10 protein-coding genes are annotated in these 13962 nt (G+C 41.0%); 8 read left to right on the top strand and 2 right to left on the bottom strand.

All coding sequences use genetic code 11. From position 1 onward, the window contains the following. Positions 1-48: 48 nt before the first annotated feature. Positions 49-1206 (bottom strand): amidohydrolase, encoded by a 1158-nt coding sequence (locus DESMER_RS14955; protein WP_014903899.1) that lies wholly within the window; start codon positions 1204-1206, stop codon positions 49-51. Between the two features lie 205 nt (positions 1207-1411). Here DESMER_RS14955 and DESMER_RS14950 point away from each other — a divergent pair, with 205 nt between their 5' ends. The 6 genes from DESMER_RS14950 to DESMER_RS14925 all read left to right on the top strand — a co-directional run bounded on the left by DESMER_RS14950 (position 1412) and on the right by DESMER_RS14925 (position 9699). Then, positions 1412-2182 carry a phosphatase gene (locus tag DESMER_RS14950; RefSeq protein ID WP_014903898.1) on the top strand — a complete coding sequence of 257 codons (771 nt, stop codon included), beginning with the start codon at positions 1412-1414 and terminating at the stop codon, positions 2180-2182. 361 nt (positions 2183-2543) lie between these two features. Beyond that, positions 2544-3935: an aspartate kinase gene (locus tag DESMER_RS14945; protein ID WP_014903897.1), complete on the top strand. Its 1392-nt coding sequence runs from the start codon at positions 2544-2546 to the stop codon at positions 3933-3935. A 17-nt stretch (positions 3936-3952) separates the two neighbouring features. Beyond that, a complete protein-coding gene (locus DESMER_RS14940; RefSeq protein ID WP_014903896.1) occupies positions 3953-4411 on the top strand; it encodes a YbaK/EbsC family protein in 459 nt (152 codons plus the stop codon). A gap of 266 nt (positions 4412-4677) precedes the next feature. Next, positions 4678-5640, top strand: a complete 963-nt coding sequence (locus DESMER_RS14935; RefSeq protein WP_014903895.1) for a DMT family transporter — start codon at positions 4678-4680, stop codon at positions 5638-5640. A 147-nt stretch (positions 5641-5787) separates the two neighbouring features. Then, complete coding sequence (locus tag DESMER_RS14930; protein WP_014903894.1) at positions 5788-7968, top strand: DNA topoisomerase III; 2181 nt, start codon at positions 5788-5790, stop codon at positions 7966-7968. 144 nt (positions 7969-8112) lie between these two features. Further along, positions 8113-9699: an IS1182 family transposase gene (locus DESMER_RS14925; RefSeq protein ID WP_014901678.1), complete on the top strand. Its 1587-nt coding sequence runs from the start codon at positions 8113-8115 to the stop codon at positions 9697-9699. A 92-nt stretch (positions 9700-9791) separates the two neighbouring features. Here DESMER_RS14925 and DESMER_RS14920 read toward each other — a convergent pair whose 3' ends face one another. After that, the gene (locus tag DESMER_RS14920) at positions 9792-11519 is read right to left on the bottom strand and encodes a sigma-54-dependent Fis family transcriptional regulator (protein WP_014903893.1); all 1728 of its coding nucleotides are present in this window, start codon (positions 11517-11519) and stop codon (positions 9792-9794) included. Positions 11520-11744: 225 nt separating this feature from the next. Between DESMER_RS14920 and DESMER_RS14915 the strand changes: the two genes are divergently transcribed. Together DESMER_RS14915 and DESMER_RS14910 are read left to right on the top strand one after the other, a co-directional pair. Continuing rightward, the gene (locus DESMER_RS14915) at positions 11745-12935 is read left to right on the top strand and encodes an ABC transporter substrate-binding protein (RefSeq protein WP_014903892.1); all 1191 of its coding nucleotides are present in this window, start codon (positions 11745-11747) and stop codon (positions 12933-12935) included. Positions 12936-13073: 138 nt separating this feature from the next. Beyond that, positions 13074-13961: a branched-chain amino acid ABC transporter permease gene (locus DESMER_RS14910; protein ID WP_014903891.1), complete on the top strand. Its 888-nt coding sequence runs from the start codon at positions 13074-13076 to the stop codon at positions 13959-13961. The last annotated feature ends 1 nt before the right edge of the window (position 13962 follow it).

The raw sequence follows: 13962 nt of genomic DNA, 5'->3' as shown, positions 1-13962 counted from the left end.
GACTAGAAAATTAATGCGCAGCGCAGCTATGAAATGTCACACTTGATATTAATCCTTTTGATAGGCAATTTTACCATTGATGATCGTCATTATTACCTTGGACATTGAGTTAAAGGGGTTCTCAGAGAATATGGCAAGATCTGCGTCAGACCCTTCTTTAAGTTGTCCCAATCGATTGTTACAATCCAATACTTCTGCTGGGTGGACAGTTAGGCATTTTATCGCATCAACATGAGATAGCCCTTCGGAGATAGCTAAAATAGCAACGGTTCTAAGCTGATCAATAGAATTGTAGGGATGATCAGAAATTAAGGAAACTTTTACTCCTGCTTCAGTAAGCTTTAAGACCGAATTATAATTTCGACTTTTTAACTCCATTTTAATTCGAGGGGTAAGCATAGGCCCAAATGCTACGGGGATATTCCTCTCAACTAAGTAATCCGCAACTAAATGGGCTTCTGTGCCATGCTCGATTACCAGCTTCTTTATTTTAAATTCTTCAGCAATCCTGACAGCAGTCACGATATCGTCAGCTCTGTGAGCATGGGCCCGTAATGAAATATGACCGGTTAAAACGGGGATTACTGCTTCTAAGCGGATATCCCGGGATTTGATCTGGCCGGCTTGCTTTAATTCGAGATAGTCTTGAGCTCTCATGAAAAGATCTCGGATCAGTCCGGTTATACCCATTCTCGTAACCGGGCATTTTCCATGGGCTCCATAGGTACTCAGGGGGTTTTCACCAAGTGAGATTTTTAAGCCTGCGGGACTTCGGACAATCATTTGGTCAATGATGCTTCCCTGGGTCTTAATCACTAAGTTTAATCCGCCCACAGCATTATTACTTCCAGGTCCGGTCATAACCGTGGTCACTCCAGCTCGTAGAGCATCGACAAACGCAATATCCTGTGGGTTGATAGCATCTAACCCTCGTAAATGAGGTGTGACGGAGTCGGAAGTTTCATTGTTATCGACTCCTATTTTACCGGTGGCCTCTTCTATGATGCCCAAATGGGTATGGCAGTCGATTAATCCGGGAAGGACAAAACGTTCTCCGATTTCGATTGTTTTGCATTGACAAGAGGGCGTTTCGATAGTTGTAGAAATTCTGCGAATGATTCCCTCTTCTATCAGAATATCCTTAAGTTCTTTATTGCCTGTTTTCAGGTCAATTGTCAAACAATTTTTTAACAGAATGCTATCCATTTAACACCTCATCATTTCGTAAGGATCATTGTACACTAACAAAATAGTTATTCCCTGAATTCACTTGAATAATGCTATAGATTATCAATAACCATAATCTTTAACTTGAACTTTACCAAGTGATAATAACTCATTAACAATTATCCTTTATGATAGGTATTAGAAGGATTATTGTAATTAATTTGAGAGATAATGAGGTGTTAGAATGGAAATGTTAGTGGATTTGCATACTCATACCCTTGCAAGCGGACATGCGTATAGTACGGTAACAGAAAATGCGCTGGCAGCCTCACGTCGAGGACTTAGACTGATGGGAATGACAGACCATGGTCCAAGTATGCCGGGTGCACCTCACCTTTTCCATTTTGAAAACTTAACAATTATCCCTGATCAGTTATTTGGTGTAAAAATCATGCCGGGTGTTGAAGCAAATATCATCAATCCTGAAGGGGAATTAGATATGCCCTTAAAATATTTAGAGACGTTGAGCCTTATCCTTGTTGGGCTGCACCCTATCTGTTATCCAGGTGGAACATGTGAAGAAAACACTCAAGCTTATATCAAAGCAATGTTAAATCCATATACAGATATAATGGTTCATCCCGGGCGACCAGATTTTGAAATGGATCTTGAAAAAATTGCCTATGCTTCTGCCTTACTAAATGTCCCGCTGGAGGTTAATAATAGCTCACTATCAACAATACAAGAAAAAGCTGCAGCTCGAAAAAACTGTAAATCGATTGCTCGCTATATGGCAAAGTATAGAAGTCCGGTAATTTTGGGAAGTGATGCTCACTACTGTGATCGAGTTGGTGAGTTTAGTGAAGCCATAGAGTTGGTTCAAGAGGCTGGAATAGCGGGACAAGATATTCTCAACACTTCCCTAGAGCGAGTCCTGGATTATCTGGCTGCACGTCGCATACGACGTAAAGATATAAAACCTTCTATGCTTATGCATAGGTTATCTATTGCTTAAGTATAACAATTAGATGGGGTCTCCCTTATAAGTGAGGGCTCCCTTACAATCAGGAGGCTGTCGGATGTCTTTAATAACATTTCGATGGCCTCTTATTTAGTTGATCAAAATAAAAGCTCATTTTCGAAATTGGAGTTCTTTATTCTTCTATGACTAAAATTTAGATTGATTTTATGAGTAAAGTTGTTTTTGAATTGGATCATTGAGAATTTTTAGCGTATAATTGGACAAGTCAGAAGCTTTGTTATCTATAACAGAATGATTAAATTATGAAAGCTTGAAGGATTGTTACGAGTCTCGACGAATTATGATAGTTTAGAAACAAGAAACAAGAAAACAGAAGAGGGGTTCGAATTAGATTATGCTAACAGTGGAAAAAATCGGCGGAACATCTATGCTGCAATTTAAAAATGTCTTAAAAGATATCATCGGATACCCAAGTTCAGATGGTTTTCGTTATGGAAGAGTGTTCGTTGTTTCTGCATATGCAGGGGTGACCAACATGTTGCTTGAAGATAAAAAGACCAAGGCACCGGGTATTTATCAGCGCTTTATCAAAGGTGAAGATTATGAATCAGCCATGGATGACTTGTTAAGTATGGCTCTAAATATCAATGAAACCTTTGTCGAACTAGGTTTAAATCCAAAAGTATGTCGAGATTTCTTAGTAGAACGTATTGAACAAACGAAAGCTTACCTTAACAGTATGGAGGATATTATCGCATCAGGTTATGTAGGCAGAGAAAGTATCTTTTCTGCCGCAAGAGAATTACTGGCATCTATAGGAGAAGCTCACTCAGCTTTTAATACCGTAAATATTCTTCGCAATAATGGTATTTTAGCAGAGTTTATGGATCTCACGGGTTTTCGCGATTCTAAACAACTTTCAATTAGTGATCGGATCGAGAAATCGTTCAAAAATGTAAATCCGCATGAAGCAATTATTGTGGCAACCGGTTATACAAAAGGAATCGAAGGGATAATGCGAGAATACGAGAGAGGTTACTCAGAAATAACCTTCTCAAAAATTGCCACTCATCTTCATGCTGATGAAGCAATAATCCATAAAGAATATCACCTATCTTCAGCTGATCCGAAAATTGTAGGTGTTGATAAGGCAATTCCTGTCGGTAGAACAAATTACGATGTGGCAGATCAGCTTGCCGACATAGGAATGGAAGCCATTCACCCCAACGCTTCTAAACCACTAGAAATGGCAGAAATAAACCTGCGCATCAAGAATACTTTTGAACCGAATCATCCGGGAACGGTTATTTCGAATGATTATATTGGGCCTGAGGCCAAAATTGAAATCATTGCCGGTTCAGATCGAATTATGATCTTGGAAATTCACGATACATCTATGGTTGGCGAACCTGGATTTGACCTGGGAATCATGGAGAAGTTCAAGAAATATGATATTAGCTATATTATGAAGACGACGAATGCTAATAGTATTTCCTTGGCAATTTGGCAAGCGGATCTCGCTGAATTATTGGTAACTGAATTAATAGCTGAGTACCGAACCGTAACTGTCCAGGAGGCTGCAATTGTTTGCGTTATAGGCTCAAATATTGCAATGCCTCGGATTCTAGCCAGAGCAGCTAATGCCTTGGCGAAAAATAATATCAACATAAAATGTGTCTCCCAATCTCTTCGCCAGGTGAACATGCAATTTGTTATTGATCGTGCCATGTATGCAAAGGCAATTATCTGTTTAAATGAAGATCTGTGTTGGGGAAACCACATTTAAATGGGAGGATTTTGATCATGTCCGTGGACTCGGTGGCGGTCTTTTTGGCCCAAAATAAAAAAGATATCGAGATATTAAAATTTAAGGATACAAGTACGGTAGCAAAAGCAGCAGATGCCTTAGGGGTAACACCAGGTGAGATAGCTAAGTCCTTACTCTTCAAAGTTAAAGACGATTTTGTGATGGTTTTAATGGCCGGAGATAAACGCTTGGATAACAAAAAGTTCAAAGAGATATTTCACTCTAAGGCAAAGATGCCCGAGGCAGAGGAAGTTTCTGAGGCTACCGGGCACCCGGTTGGAGGAGTATGTCCATTTGGCTTAAAGAATCCGATCCCGGTTTATTTGGATTACTCTCTGCAAGCTTATAGCTTTGTTTTTCCCGCTGCCGGAGCCTCAAACACTGCCATTAAGCTGACAGTAGATGAATTGGAAGAACTAACCGATGGTCAATGGGTTGATGTGATTCAAGCTTGAGATGATAGTCCTATAAGGGGCTGGTTTTAAAACTTGTAGTCTTGGTTTTACATCCCAGATTTCACGTCTATAACATCAAAGCAAAAGCGGTCTATTCGGACAGTGGAAATAGACCGCTTTTTAAATAGCAATAAAGAAGAGAACCTAGAAGTAGGTTCTTTTTGCGTGTTGGTTTGAATTTGAGATTTGACCAATGGCCCCATTAGGACTATTATTGAAAGAATAGATAATTGATCAATTTTAATTGGAAGGAATGCAAGAAGAGCTTGATTTTACCAAAAAAAGAACATCTGAGACACTACTTAACCAACAAATATTGGGTTGTTATTATAGCCCTCTTCTGCGCTGTTCTTTGGGGTAGCGCTTTTCCAGTCTTAAAAGTAAGTTATTTGGAGCTTAAGATAGCGCCCGATGATCGTTCGGCGATTATCGTCTTCGCCGGGATACGATTCTTTTTAGCGGGTATTCTGATTTTCCTTATAACTATGCTAGGACTAGGGCAAACACCGAAAGTAAGGAAAACAATCCTTCCCCAGCTTTTTTTGTTAGGCTTACTTCAAATTAGCTTGCAATACTTCTTTTTCTATAATGGGTTAGCTCATACCACCGGCATGAAAGCTGCAATCTTATCGTCTTTAAGCACTTTTTTTGTAGTAGTCTTAGCCCACTTTGTTTACAAAGATGACCGCTTAGATATTCGTAAAGTAGCTGGCCTAGCAGCGGGATTTCTGGGGATTATCTTAATTAATTCAGGCCAAAACTTCACTTTCGTATTTTCCTGGCAGGGTGAAGGTTTTATGATCTTGTCCGGCGGAGTGAGTGCTTTAGGTACGATCTTAGCAAAAAGAATTTCGCAAGAGGTTCACCCTTTTGTTCTGACTGGGTGGCAAATGATTTTGGGTTCATCGCTTCTAATAGTTGTGGGACTGCCGGGCTTGCAACCTCAGGCGATTGTTTTTTCCAATAAAGCCATTTTACTTCTTGGTTACTCAGCCTTTCTTTCTGCAGCAGCCTTTTCTTTATGGTATGCTATATTAAAATATAATAAAGCAGGAGAAATAAGTGTCTATAAGTTTATGACACCCGTCTCAGGAACAATTCTATCAGCCTTATTAATTCCGGGGGAACATCTGGCAGTTAATATGTTTCTGGCTTTAGCCCTAGTTGCCCTGGGAATAATCATTGTCAATTATCAAAGAAAAGTCCCAGAGGAGAATCTCTTACGTTAAGGATCGCCTTAAAACGAAACTAAGGTCAGTCAAATAGGCTTAGCGGGAACGGTTCTCCTAGGATAAACAATAAGTTCTATAAGAATATTAGTACTTAATAAGTTAAAGTTACAAATGATCAATAATATAAAGATTGGAAGTTATGCCATGGGAAAGACCTTAGTATTAACTGAGAAACCCTCCGTTGGTCGTGAAATTGCTAGAATTCTTAATTGTAACCAAAAAGGTAACGGATGCTTCATCGGCCCAAAGTATGTGGTAGCTTGGGCACTGGGGCATTTAGTGACTCTAGCAGATCCCGAATCCTATGACGAAAAATACAAATCATGGAAGATAGAAGACTTGCCTATGCTTCCGCCTAAAATGGAATTAGTGGTCATGAAAGAGACCTCCAAGCAATTTGGGGTGGTCAAGAACCTGATGAAGAGTCCGGAGATTGCAGATTTGATCATTGCCACAGATGCAGGGCGAGAAGGGGAATTGGTAGCACGCTGGATTATCAAAAAAGCCGGCTGGAGAAAGCCAATCAAGCGTCTATGGATTTCCTCTCTAACCGAACGTGCTATCAAGGAAGGCTTTAATCATTTAAAACCCGGAAAAGAATATGAGTCTTTATATGCTGCGGCGGAATGCCGTGCAGAAGCTGATTGGTTAGTGGGCTTGAATGTCACCAGAGCGTTAACTTGTAAGTATAACGCCCAACTTTCGGCAGGAAGAGTGCAAACTCCTACCTTAGCAATGGTCGTCGAGCGAGAAAATGAAATAAAAAAGTTTGTTACTAAAGATTATTGGACTATTAACGCTATGGCAAAGGGATTTACACTTCAATGGCAGGACCATCAAGGCCAAACTCGTATTTTTGATAAGAATAAAGCCGACCAACTATTAGCTAAAATCTCTGGCAAAGCAGGAGAGGTAGTCGAGGTAAAGAAGGAAGCAAAGAAAGAATTCCCTCCTTTGGCCTATGATCTGACGGAGTTGCAACGAGATGCCAATCGCAAATATGGATTTTCGGCTAAAACCACATCCTCAGTGATGCAGCAATTGTATGAGAATCATAAAATAGTTACCTATCCCCGAACTGATTCGCGTTATATCAGTGAAGATATCGTGGCCACTATACCTGAGCGCTTAAAAAGTGTTGCCCTGGGGCCTTATGTTGATTTGGCCCGAAGTATTTTACGCAATAAGCCTATTATTACCAAACGGTTTGTGGATGGTTCAAAAGTTTCTGATCACCATGCTATTATTCCCACCGAACAGCCACCAACTTTAGCCAGGCTCAGTTCTGAGGAACTGAAGATTTATGATCTAATTGTTAAACGGTTTTTAGCCGTCCTTTCTCCGGCCTTTGAATATGAACAGACACTTATAAAAGTTGTTATTAATGGAGAAGGATTTACTGCCAAAGGGAAAATTGTGAAGCTCAAAGGCTGGCAGAAGGTTTATGAGGGGCAGAGTCGTCTTGGGAATGAGTCTGACAACTCAGATGATGAAGATGAGCAAAACCTGCCGGAAATCGCCAAAGGGGATACGTTTCAGAATTTGGTCGTCAAATTGAAACCCGGCAAAACTAAGCCTCCAGCCAGACATACTGAGGCCACCTTGCTTTCAGCTATGGAGCATCCGGGGAAATTGATTGAGGATCAAAAATTGAGGGAAGCAATGGATCAAAGTCATGGCCTGGGAACTCCTGCGACTCGGGCTGAGATTATCGAAAAATTGTTTAATTCCTTTTACATGTCCCGGCAAGGTAAAGAGATAGTACCAACCTCAAAAGGAATTCAGCTGATAGGTTTAGTTCCTGCCGAACTGAAGTCTCCGGTGCTAACTGCTAGATGGGAACAACAATTAACAGAAATAAGTAAAGGGAAAGTCCAAAGTCAGTCCTTTCTGACAGGAATTCGAGGATATACAACTCAACTTGTATCTACAGTCATCGGCAGTTCCCAGACCTTTAAGCATGATAATCTAACGAGAAACAAGTGTCCGGAGTGCGGCAAGTATCTTTTGCAAGTCAAAGGAAAAAAAGGTGAGATGCTGGTCTGCCAAGATCGAGAATGCGGCTATAGGAAAGGAATCTCACAGGTTTCCAATGCCCGGTGTCCGGAATGTCATAAAAAGATGGAGATAAAAGGAGAAGGAGATAATAAGCTGTTCTCCTGTGTTTGTGGGTATCGCGAAAAGCTTTCCTCCTTTACGAAACGCAGAGAAGCTGAGAAAGGGAATCTCAATAAAAAGGATGTCAGTAAATACCTGCAAAATCAGCAGGATAGTGGATTGATAAATACGGCGCTGGCAGATGCCTTGGCTAAGCTGAAAAAATAGTGTAAGGTAGTGTAAGGGGCTGTGTGAAAACACAGCCGAGAGAAACCGCTAGAAATCATTAGATTTCGGCGGTTTTTCCGCGTATTTGAAAGAAAAATGGTATAATTAAGACAAGGAAAGTACGAATGAGGCAGGTGTTTTCCCTTGTCAAAACCGGGTAAGAAAGTACATAACCAAGTTGTTTTCAAAGAGTACAATCAGAATCAACTGAGCTTACCAATAGATTTGGAATGTCTTATTCCTCCCAATCATATGGTCAGAGTGGTAAACTCTGCTCTCGATCAAATGAATCTAGAACCTCTTTTAGCTAAATATCCTGGAGGTGGACGTTCGAGTTATCATCCCGTCATGATGACCAAACTGATCGTTTATGCCTATGCCGATAAAACGTTTTCTAGCCGCCGCATAGAAAAGGCAGCCCGCGAAAACATCATGTATATGTGGTTGTGCGGAGGAAATAGTCCGGATTTTAAAACCATCAACAGCTTCCGGGGCGAACGTATGAAAGATGTGTTGGTTGAGATTTTTAGTGAGGTTGTTGAACTTTTACATAAACAAGGCTATATCAAGCTGGAAAATTACTTCTTAGACGGGACAAAAATAGAAGCTAATGCTAATAAGTACAGCTGGGTCTGGGGAAAATCGACCAAGCGCTACAAAGAAAAGTTGCGGGAAAAGTGCCGAGAACTCTTTGAATTTGTGGATTTGGCCAATCAGAAAGAAAATGAAGAGTATGGGGACCGGAACCTAGAAGAACTAGGAGAAGAAAAACCGATTGACTCCCAGGCTATAGAAGAAGCGGTTAAAAAGATCGACGAACGATTAACCCAAAACCCAAAGGAAAAGAAATTTATTAAAGTTAAAAGAGTCTTGCTGAAAGATTACTTACCTCGTATGAAGAAATACGAAAAACAAGAGGAACTGCTGGCAGAGCGCAATAGTTACTCAAAAACGGATACAGACGCAACCTTCATGCGTATGAAAGAGGATGCCATGAAAAACGGGCAACTGAAGCCAGGTTACAATGTCCAAATAGGAACAGAAAATCAATTTGTCGTAGGATACTCCATCCATCAATCGGCGGGCGATACCAGTTGCCTGAAAGAACACCTGGAAGAGTTGAAGAAAAACCTAGGGGGTAAGCTTCCGGCCAACATCGTTGCCGATGCGGGGTATGGCAGTGAAGAGAATTACGAATATCTAGCTCAAGAGAACCTTGGGAACTATGTCAAATATAATACTTTTCATAAGGAAGCAACAGCCAAGGGGAAACCTGATCCGACCCTGGTTCAAAATTGGCTATATGATAAACAGAAGGATGAATACACGTGCGGGTTTAGGAGAGTTCTAAGATTCAAGTACATAAAAACTCAGAAAAGCAAGAGGGGTTACCGAAGTACCATTCGAGTCTATCAAAGTGATGATTGTCAAGATTGTCCATACCTCAAACGTTGTATCAAACAAAGTAATAATCCGGATTTCAAGAAGCAGATCTACATTAACCCTAAAGGCAATGAACTAAAAGCAGAGGCACGGGCTAATCTGACGAGCGAATACGGGCTAAAAATGCGCAGTTTAAGACCTATAGAGGTGGAAAGTGTCTTTGGAGATATCAAAGGCAATTTTGGTGTGCGACGATTTATCCTTAAAGGATTGGAAAAGGTCAAGCTGGAGTGGGGATTACATTGTATTGCCCATAACATGAGAAAACTGGCTGTCGTCTTGGGATAGACGGTCAGCCAGTTTAGCCTTCCCTATTCGAAACTTATTAAGGGGCGTGAGAAACTAAAGTTTCAACACGCCCCCTTACACCCCTTACACATTTAGACTAGGCCATACTGTTTGAGTTTGTAGTAGAGGGTCCCCCGGGAGATGCCAAGAAGTCTTGCGGCGGCTGTCTTGTTGCCGTTAGTTTTCTCTAAGGTTATGACAATGCGTTTCATTTCTCCTGAATCCTCATGGTGGAGATTACGGTGGATGATTTGAGAGGCTAAGGAAGTAACCGGAGAGGGTAAATCATAATTTAAGGATGATAGCTGGGGAGGCAGATACTGGCTATTAAGCATTTTTCCTTCGGCAAGAATAGCCAGTCGTTCTATAACGTTCCTAAGTTCTCTGATGTTTCCCGGCCAATCATACTTTAAGAAATTAATCATTATCTCAGGATCAAGGATAGGGATGGGTTTCTTATATTTGATTGTGAATTCTTTAAGAAAGGATTGTAATAAATCAGGAATATCCTCTGTCCGTTGGCGTAAAGGAGGGATTTCCAGAGCAATTACGTTTAATCGATAGTACAAATCCTCGCGAAAATCTCCGCTCTTAATCATCTTATCTAAGTCACGGTTTGTTGCGGCGATAATTCGCGTATCTACAGTTATTGGCTCAGTACCTCCCACCCGATAGAAGCACTTATCTTGTAAGACTCTTAATAACTTAACCTGAAGCTGGATTGGCAATTCTCCAATTTCATCTAAGAAAAGGGTGCCTCCATGAGCCAATTCCATTTTACCGGGTTTGCCTTTGCGTTCAGCCCCCGTAAAGGCCCCGCCCTTATAGCCAAACAGTTCGCTTTCAAAGAGAGCAATGGGAATAGCTCCACAGTTTACAGCAATAAACGGTTTAGTAGCCCGGGGACTATCCTTGTGGATTGCTTGAGCAAAGAGTTCTTTGCCAACCCCGCTTTCGCCGGTGATTAGAATTGTCGCCTCACTGCCGGCCACTTTTCGAGCAATAGATATTGTACGTTGGATCGGATGGCTTTTGCCGATTATTCTAGTGAAGGGATCCTTGGCAGGGTCAGTCTTTTGTTTAAGGTCTAACAATAAAGAGCTGGCATTTGAGAGTTCTTCGTTGAGACGAACGACTTGAGTTATGTCTTGTTCTGCGGAAATAGCTCCGATAATCTCACCTGCCAGAATTACAGGAGATGCATTAATTTGGACATGGGTTTCAGGGCGTGGTCTGTGATAGGCTTGGCGAATGGGTCTTCCTTCATCAAGAATTGATAGAGTTGCTAAGGCAGTACGTTCGAAGAAATTGGAAATAGGCTTTCCGATAATTGATTGATCAGCAATGGAATACATCGCCTGAGCTTTCGAGTTCCAATGACTAACAACCCCGTCTTGAGTAACAACCGCGATTGCTTCGTTAACGGTATCAAGCAGGGTGTCAAAAAAAGTATTGATTATTTTCCAGGAGTTAAACAAACTCTCAATTAAAAGAGTTGGAGTAACAATCCCGAGTATCTCTCCACTGGTACTCCTGACAATGATTGGTCGCAAATCATGAAGATGTTCCTGACAAAAAGCGATTGTATCCATCTCAGGGTCGATTATTAGTGGAGGGATCCACTGAAGGTTATGTAATAACTGACTGGAAGGCGAGATTAAGGCGGCTTGTTCAGTAGTGAGGACACCGATAACCTGACTTTCAGTGACTATAATTAAATGATGAGTACTTGCCTTCTCCAAAGCGGTTTGCAGAGTTTGGTTGGCTGGAATGACCAGCACGTTTTGATCCATTACTAATGAAAGGGATAAAGATTTCATAATCAACCACTCCTCGTATCTATAAATGTACCCCAAGAAGTGTTAGTTGACTAGAGGGTGTTTAAACATTTTTGCACAAAAGTGTTTAAACATTGTCTAAGAATTTATTAAAAAACCCTAAAAATCAGAAAAAAATACAATATTATTTAAGTAGTACAGCAGGGATTTTTGAGAATCTGTCAAATAATACATACAGTTATATTTCAAGAAAAAAGGGGGAAAAAAATGTTTATCAAGAAGAGCAAAGCACTGGTAGTCTTAAGTCTCATTATGTCCGCTTTAATCCTAGTGAGTGGATGTGGGGCGAGTAAGCCGGCCGAAACAGCACCTAGCGGAGGAGAGAGCAAAGAGCCGATTAAAATCGGTTTCTTGGGTGCCAAGACGGGGGATGTGGCAATCTATGGATTGAACACATTAAAAGGTTTAAACATGGCAATCGAAGAACTTAATAAAGAAGGTGTCCTTGGACGTAAAGTTCAGTTAGTTGAAGAGGACAATGCCGGTCAAAAAGACCAGGCTATTAACATTACCAACAAGTTAATTAGCCAAGACAAGGTTGTTGCTATTGTTGGTGACCCAACTACAGGGATCACTCGTGTTGCGGGACAGATTGCTAATAGCAAAAATACAGTTATCATGTCCGCAGGTTCGACAGGAACTAATGTCGTAGAAATTGGGCCTTATGTATTCCGAGATACTTTGTTGGATACAATTGCTGCTCCAGCAACTATGAAATATGTAATCCAAGATAAAGGCTGGAAAAATGTTGCCTTAATTACTTCTAAGAACAATGATTATAGTGTATCTCTGTCAAAGATCTTCAGTGATGCTATTAAATCAAATGGCGGAAACATTGTAATTGAAGAATTCATTCAAGACAAAGACACAGATTTCAGCGGACAGATCACTAAAATTAAAGCAGCCAATCCAGATGTAATAGTGTTCTCCGGTTACTATACAGAAGGAGCCTTGATCATGAAGAAGGCTCGTGAAGTAGGGATTAAGGCTGTAATGGTTGGAGGAGACGGACTCCAAGGGGATGACCTCATGAAGATTGGTGGAGCTGCAGTAGAAGGTTCTATCTCCTATGCAGGGTTCTCTCCGGAGCAACCAACACCTAATACAGAAAAGTTCATTAATGCTTTTAAAGCCAAATATAACAATGAATTGCCGGATCTCTTTGCTGCTCAAGGATATGATGCTTTAATGATTATCGCTAAAGCGATCAAGGATTCCGGAAGTGCTGATCCTGTGAAATTTAAGGATACTCTTGCGCAAACCAAGAACTATGATGGCGTTTCCGGGTCAATCACTTTCCAAGAAAGTCGTGAGCCAATTAAGAGCCCAGTATATTTGCTGGAAGTTAAAGATGGAAAGTTCGCCTTACTCAAGAAAGTGCCTGTAGAAGTAAAATAATCTAAGACGAGTTTGTTCCATTGAACTTAAAGAAGTAGCAGCACAAGGTCCTCTGGATCGGTGCTGCTACTAACATTAAGAGAAATTCAGAAAAGTCTAAATAATCTACTTGTTATTTTTTTAAGGAGGGCGCCGAATTTGCCGATTTTGAACAATCTGATGCAGCAACTTGTTAACGGGCTCGCCCTAGGTGGTATTTATGCCCTTATTGCCTTAGGCTACACAATGGTGTACGGAATTATTGGTATGATCAATTTTGCTTATGGTGAAATCTTTATGTTTGGTGCATACGCCGGATTAGTTTTAGCGCTGACTAATTATGTCAATGTTTATACTGCCTTACTAGGTGCTACCCTTATTACTATGATACTAGGAGTTGTCATTGAGCGGGTCGCCTACAAACCTATTCGTCGTTCGTCACGACTTTCCGCACTGATTAGCGCTATTGGTGTATCTATCTTTCTTTCTTCTTTTATGGTTCGAGTTAAGGGACCCAATACTAGAGGTTTCCCGACATTGTTTGAGAATAGAATCTTTGAAATCGGAAATTTTCAGATTACCATTTACCAAATTGTAATTATTGGAGTAGCAGGTCTTATGATGCTAGGCTTACATCTCTTTGTAACCTATACAAAAATGGGCAGAGCAATGCGTGCTTGTGCTCAGGACAAAGATGCCGCCAGCCTAATGGGAGTCAACATTGACCGAGTCATATCTGTTACTTTTGCAATAGGGTCTGGATTAGCCGGGACGGCTGGTGTATTAGCCGGTATTTACTTTAATGCAGTACAGCCATATATGGGGCTTTTAGCTGGTCTTAAAGCATTTGCAGCAGCAGTCCTTGGCGGAATTGGGAGTATCCCCGGGGCAATGATCGGGGGAATAGTTATTGGACTGACTGAGATATTGGGTATCACTGTGAACTTGTCGGAGTACAAGGATGCCTTTGCCTTTGCCATCCTAATATTAGTGCTTCTATTCAAACCATCGGGAATCATGGGGCGAAAAGCCAACAAGAAGGTTTAGG

The organism is Desulfosporosinus meridiei DSM 13257 (genome assembly GCF_000231385.2).
GTDB classification, from domain to species: Bacteria; Bacillota; Desulfitobacteriia; order Desulfitobacteriales; family Desulfitobacteriaceae; genus Desulfosporosinus; species Desulfosporosinus meridiei.
This window is presented reverse-complemented; position numbering and strand designations above follow the sequence as displayed.

Bases quoted from the DNA above. Each gene is read 5' to 3' on its own strand.
- DESMER_RS14955 (WP_014903899.1), bottom strand. From the start codon at position 1,206: ATGGATAGCATTCTGTTAAAAAATTGTTTGACAATTGACCTGAAAACA.
- DESMER_RS14950 (WP_014903898.1), top strand. From the start codon at position 1,412: ATGGAAATGTTAGTGGATTTGCATACTCATACCCTTGCAAGCGGACAT.
- DESMER_RS14945 (WP_014903897.1), top strand. From the start codon at position 2,544: ATGCTAACAGTGGAAAAAATCGGCGGAACATCTATGCTGCAATTTAAA.
- DESMER_RS14940 (WP_014903896.1), top strand. From the start codon at position 3,953: ATGTCCGTGGACTCGGTGGCGGTCTTTTTGGCCCAAAATAAAAAAGAT.
- DESMER_RS14930 (WP_014903894.1), top strand. From the start codon at position 5,788: ATGGGAAAGACCTTAGTATTAACTGAGAAACCCTCCGTTGGTCGTGAA.
- DESMER_RS14920 (WP_014903893.1), bottom strand. From the start codon at position 11,519: ATGAAATCTTTATCCCTTTCATTAGTAATGGATCAAAACGTGCTGGTC.
- DESMER_RS14915 (WP_014903892.1), top strand. From the start codon at position 11,745: ATGTTTATCAAGAAGAGCAAAGCACTGGTAGTCTTAAGTCTCATTATG.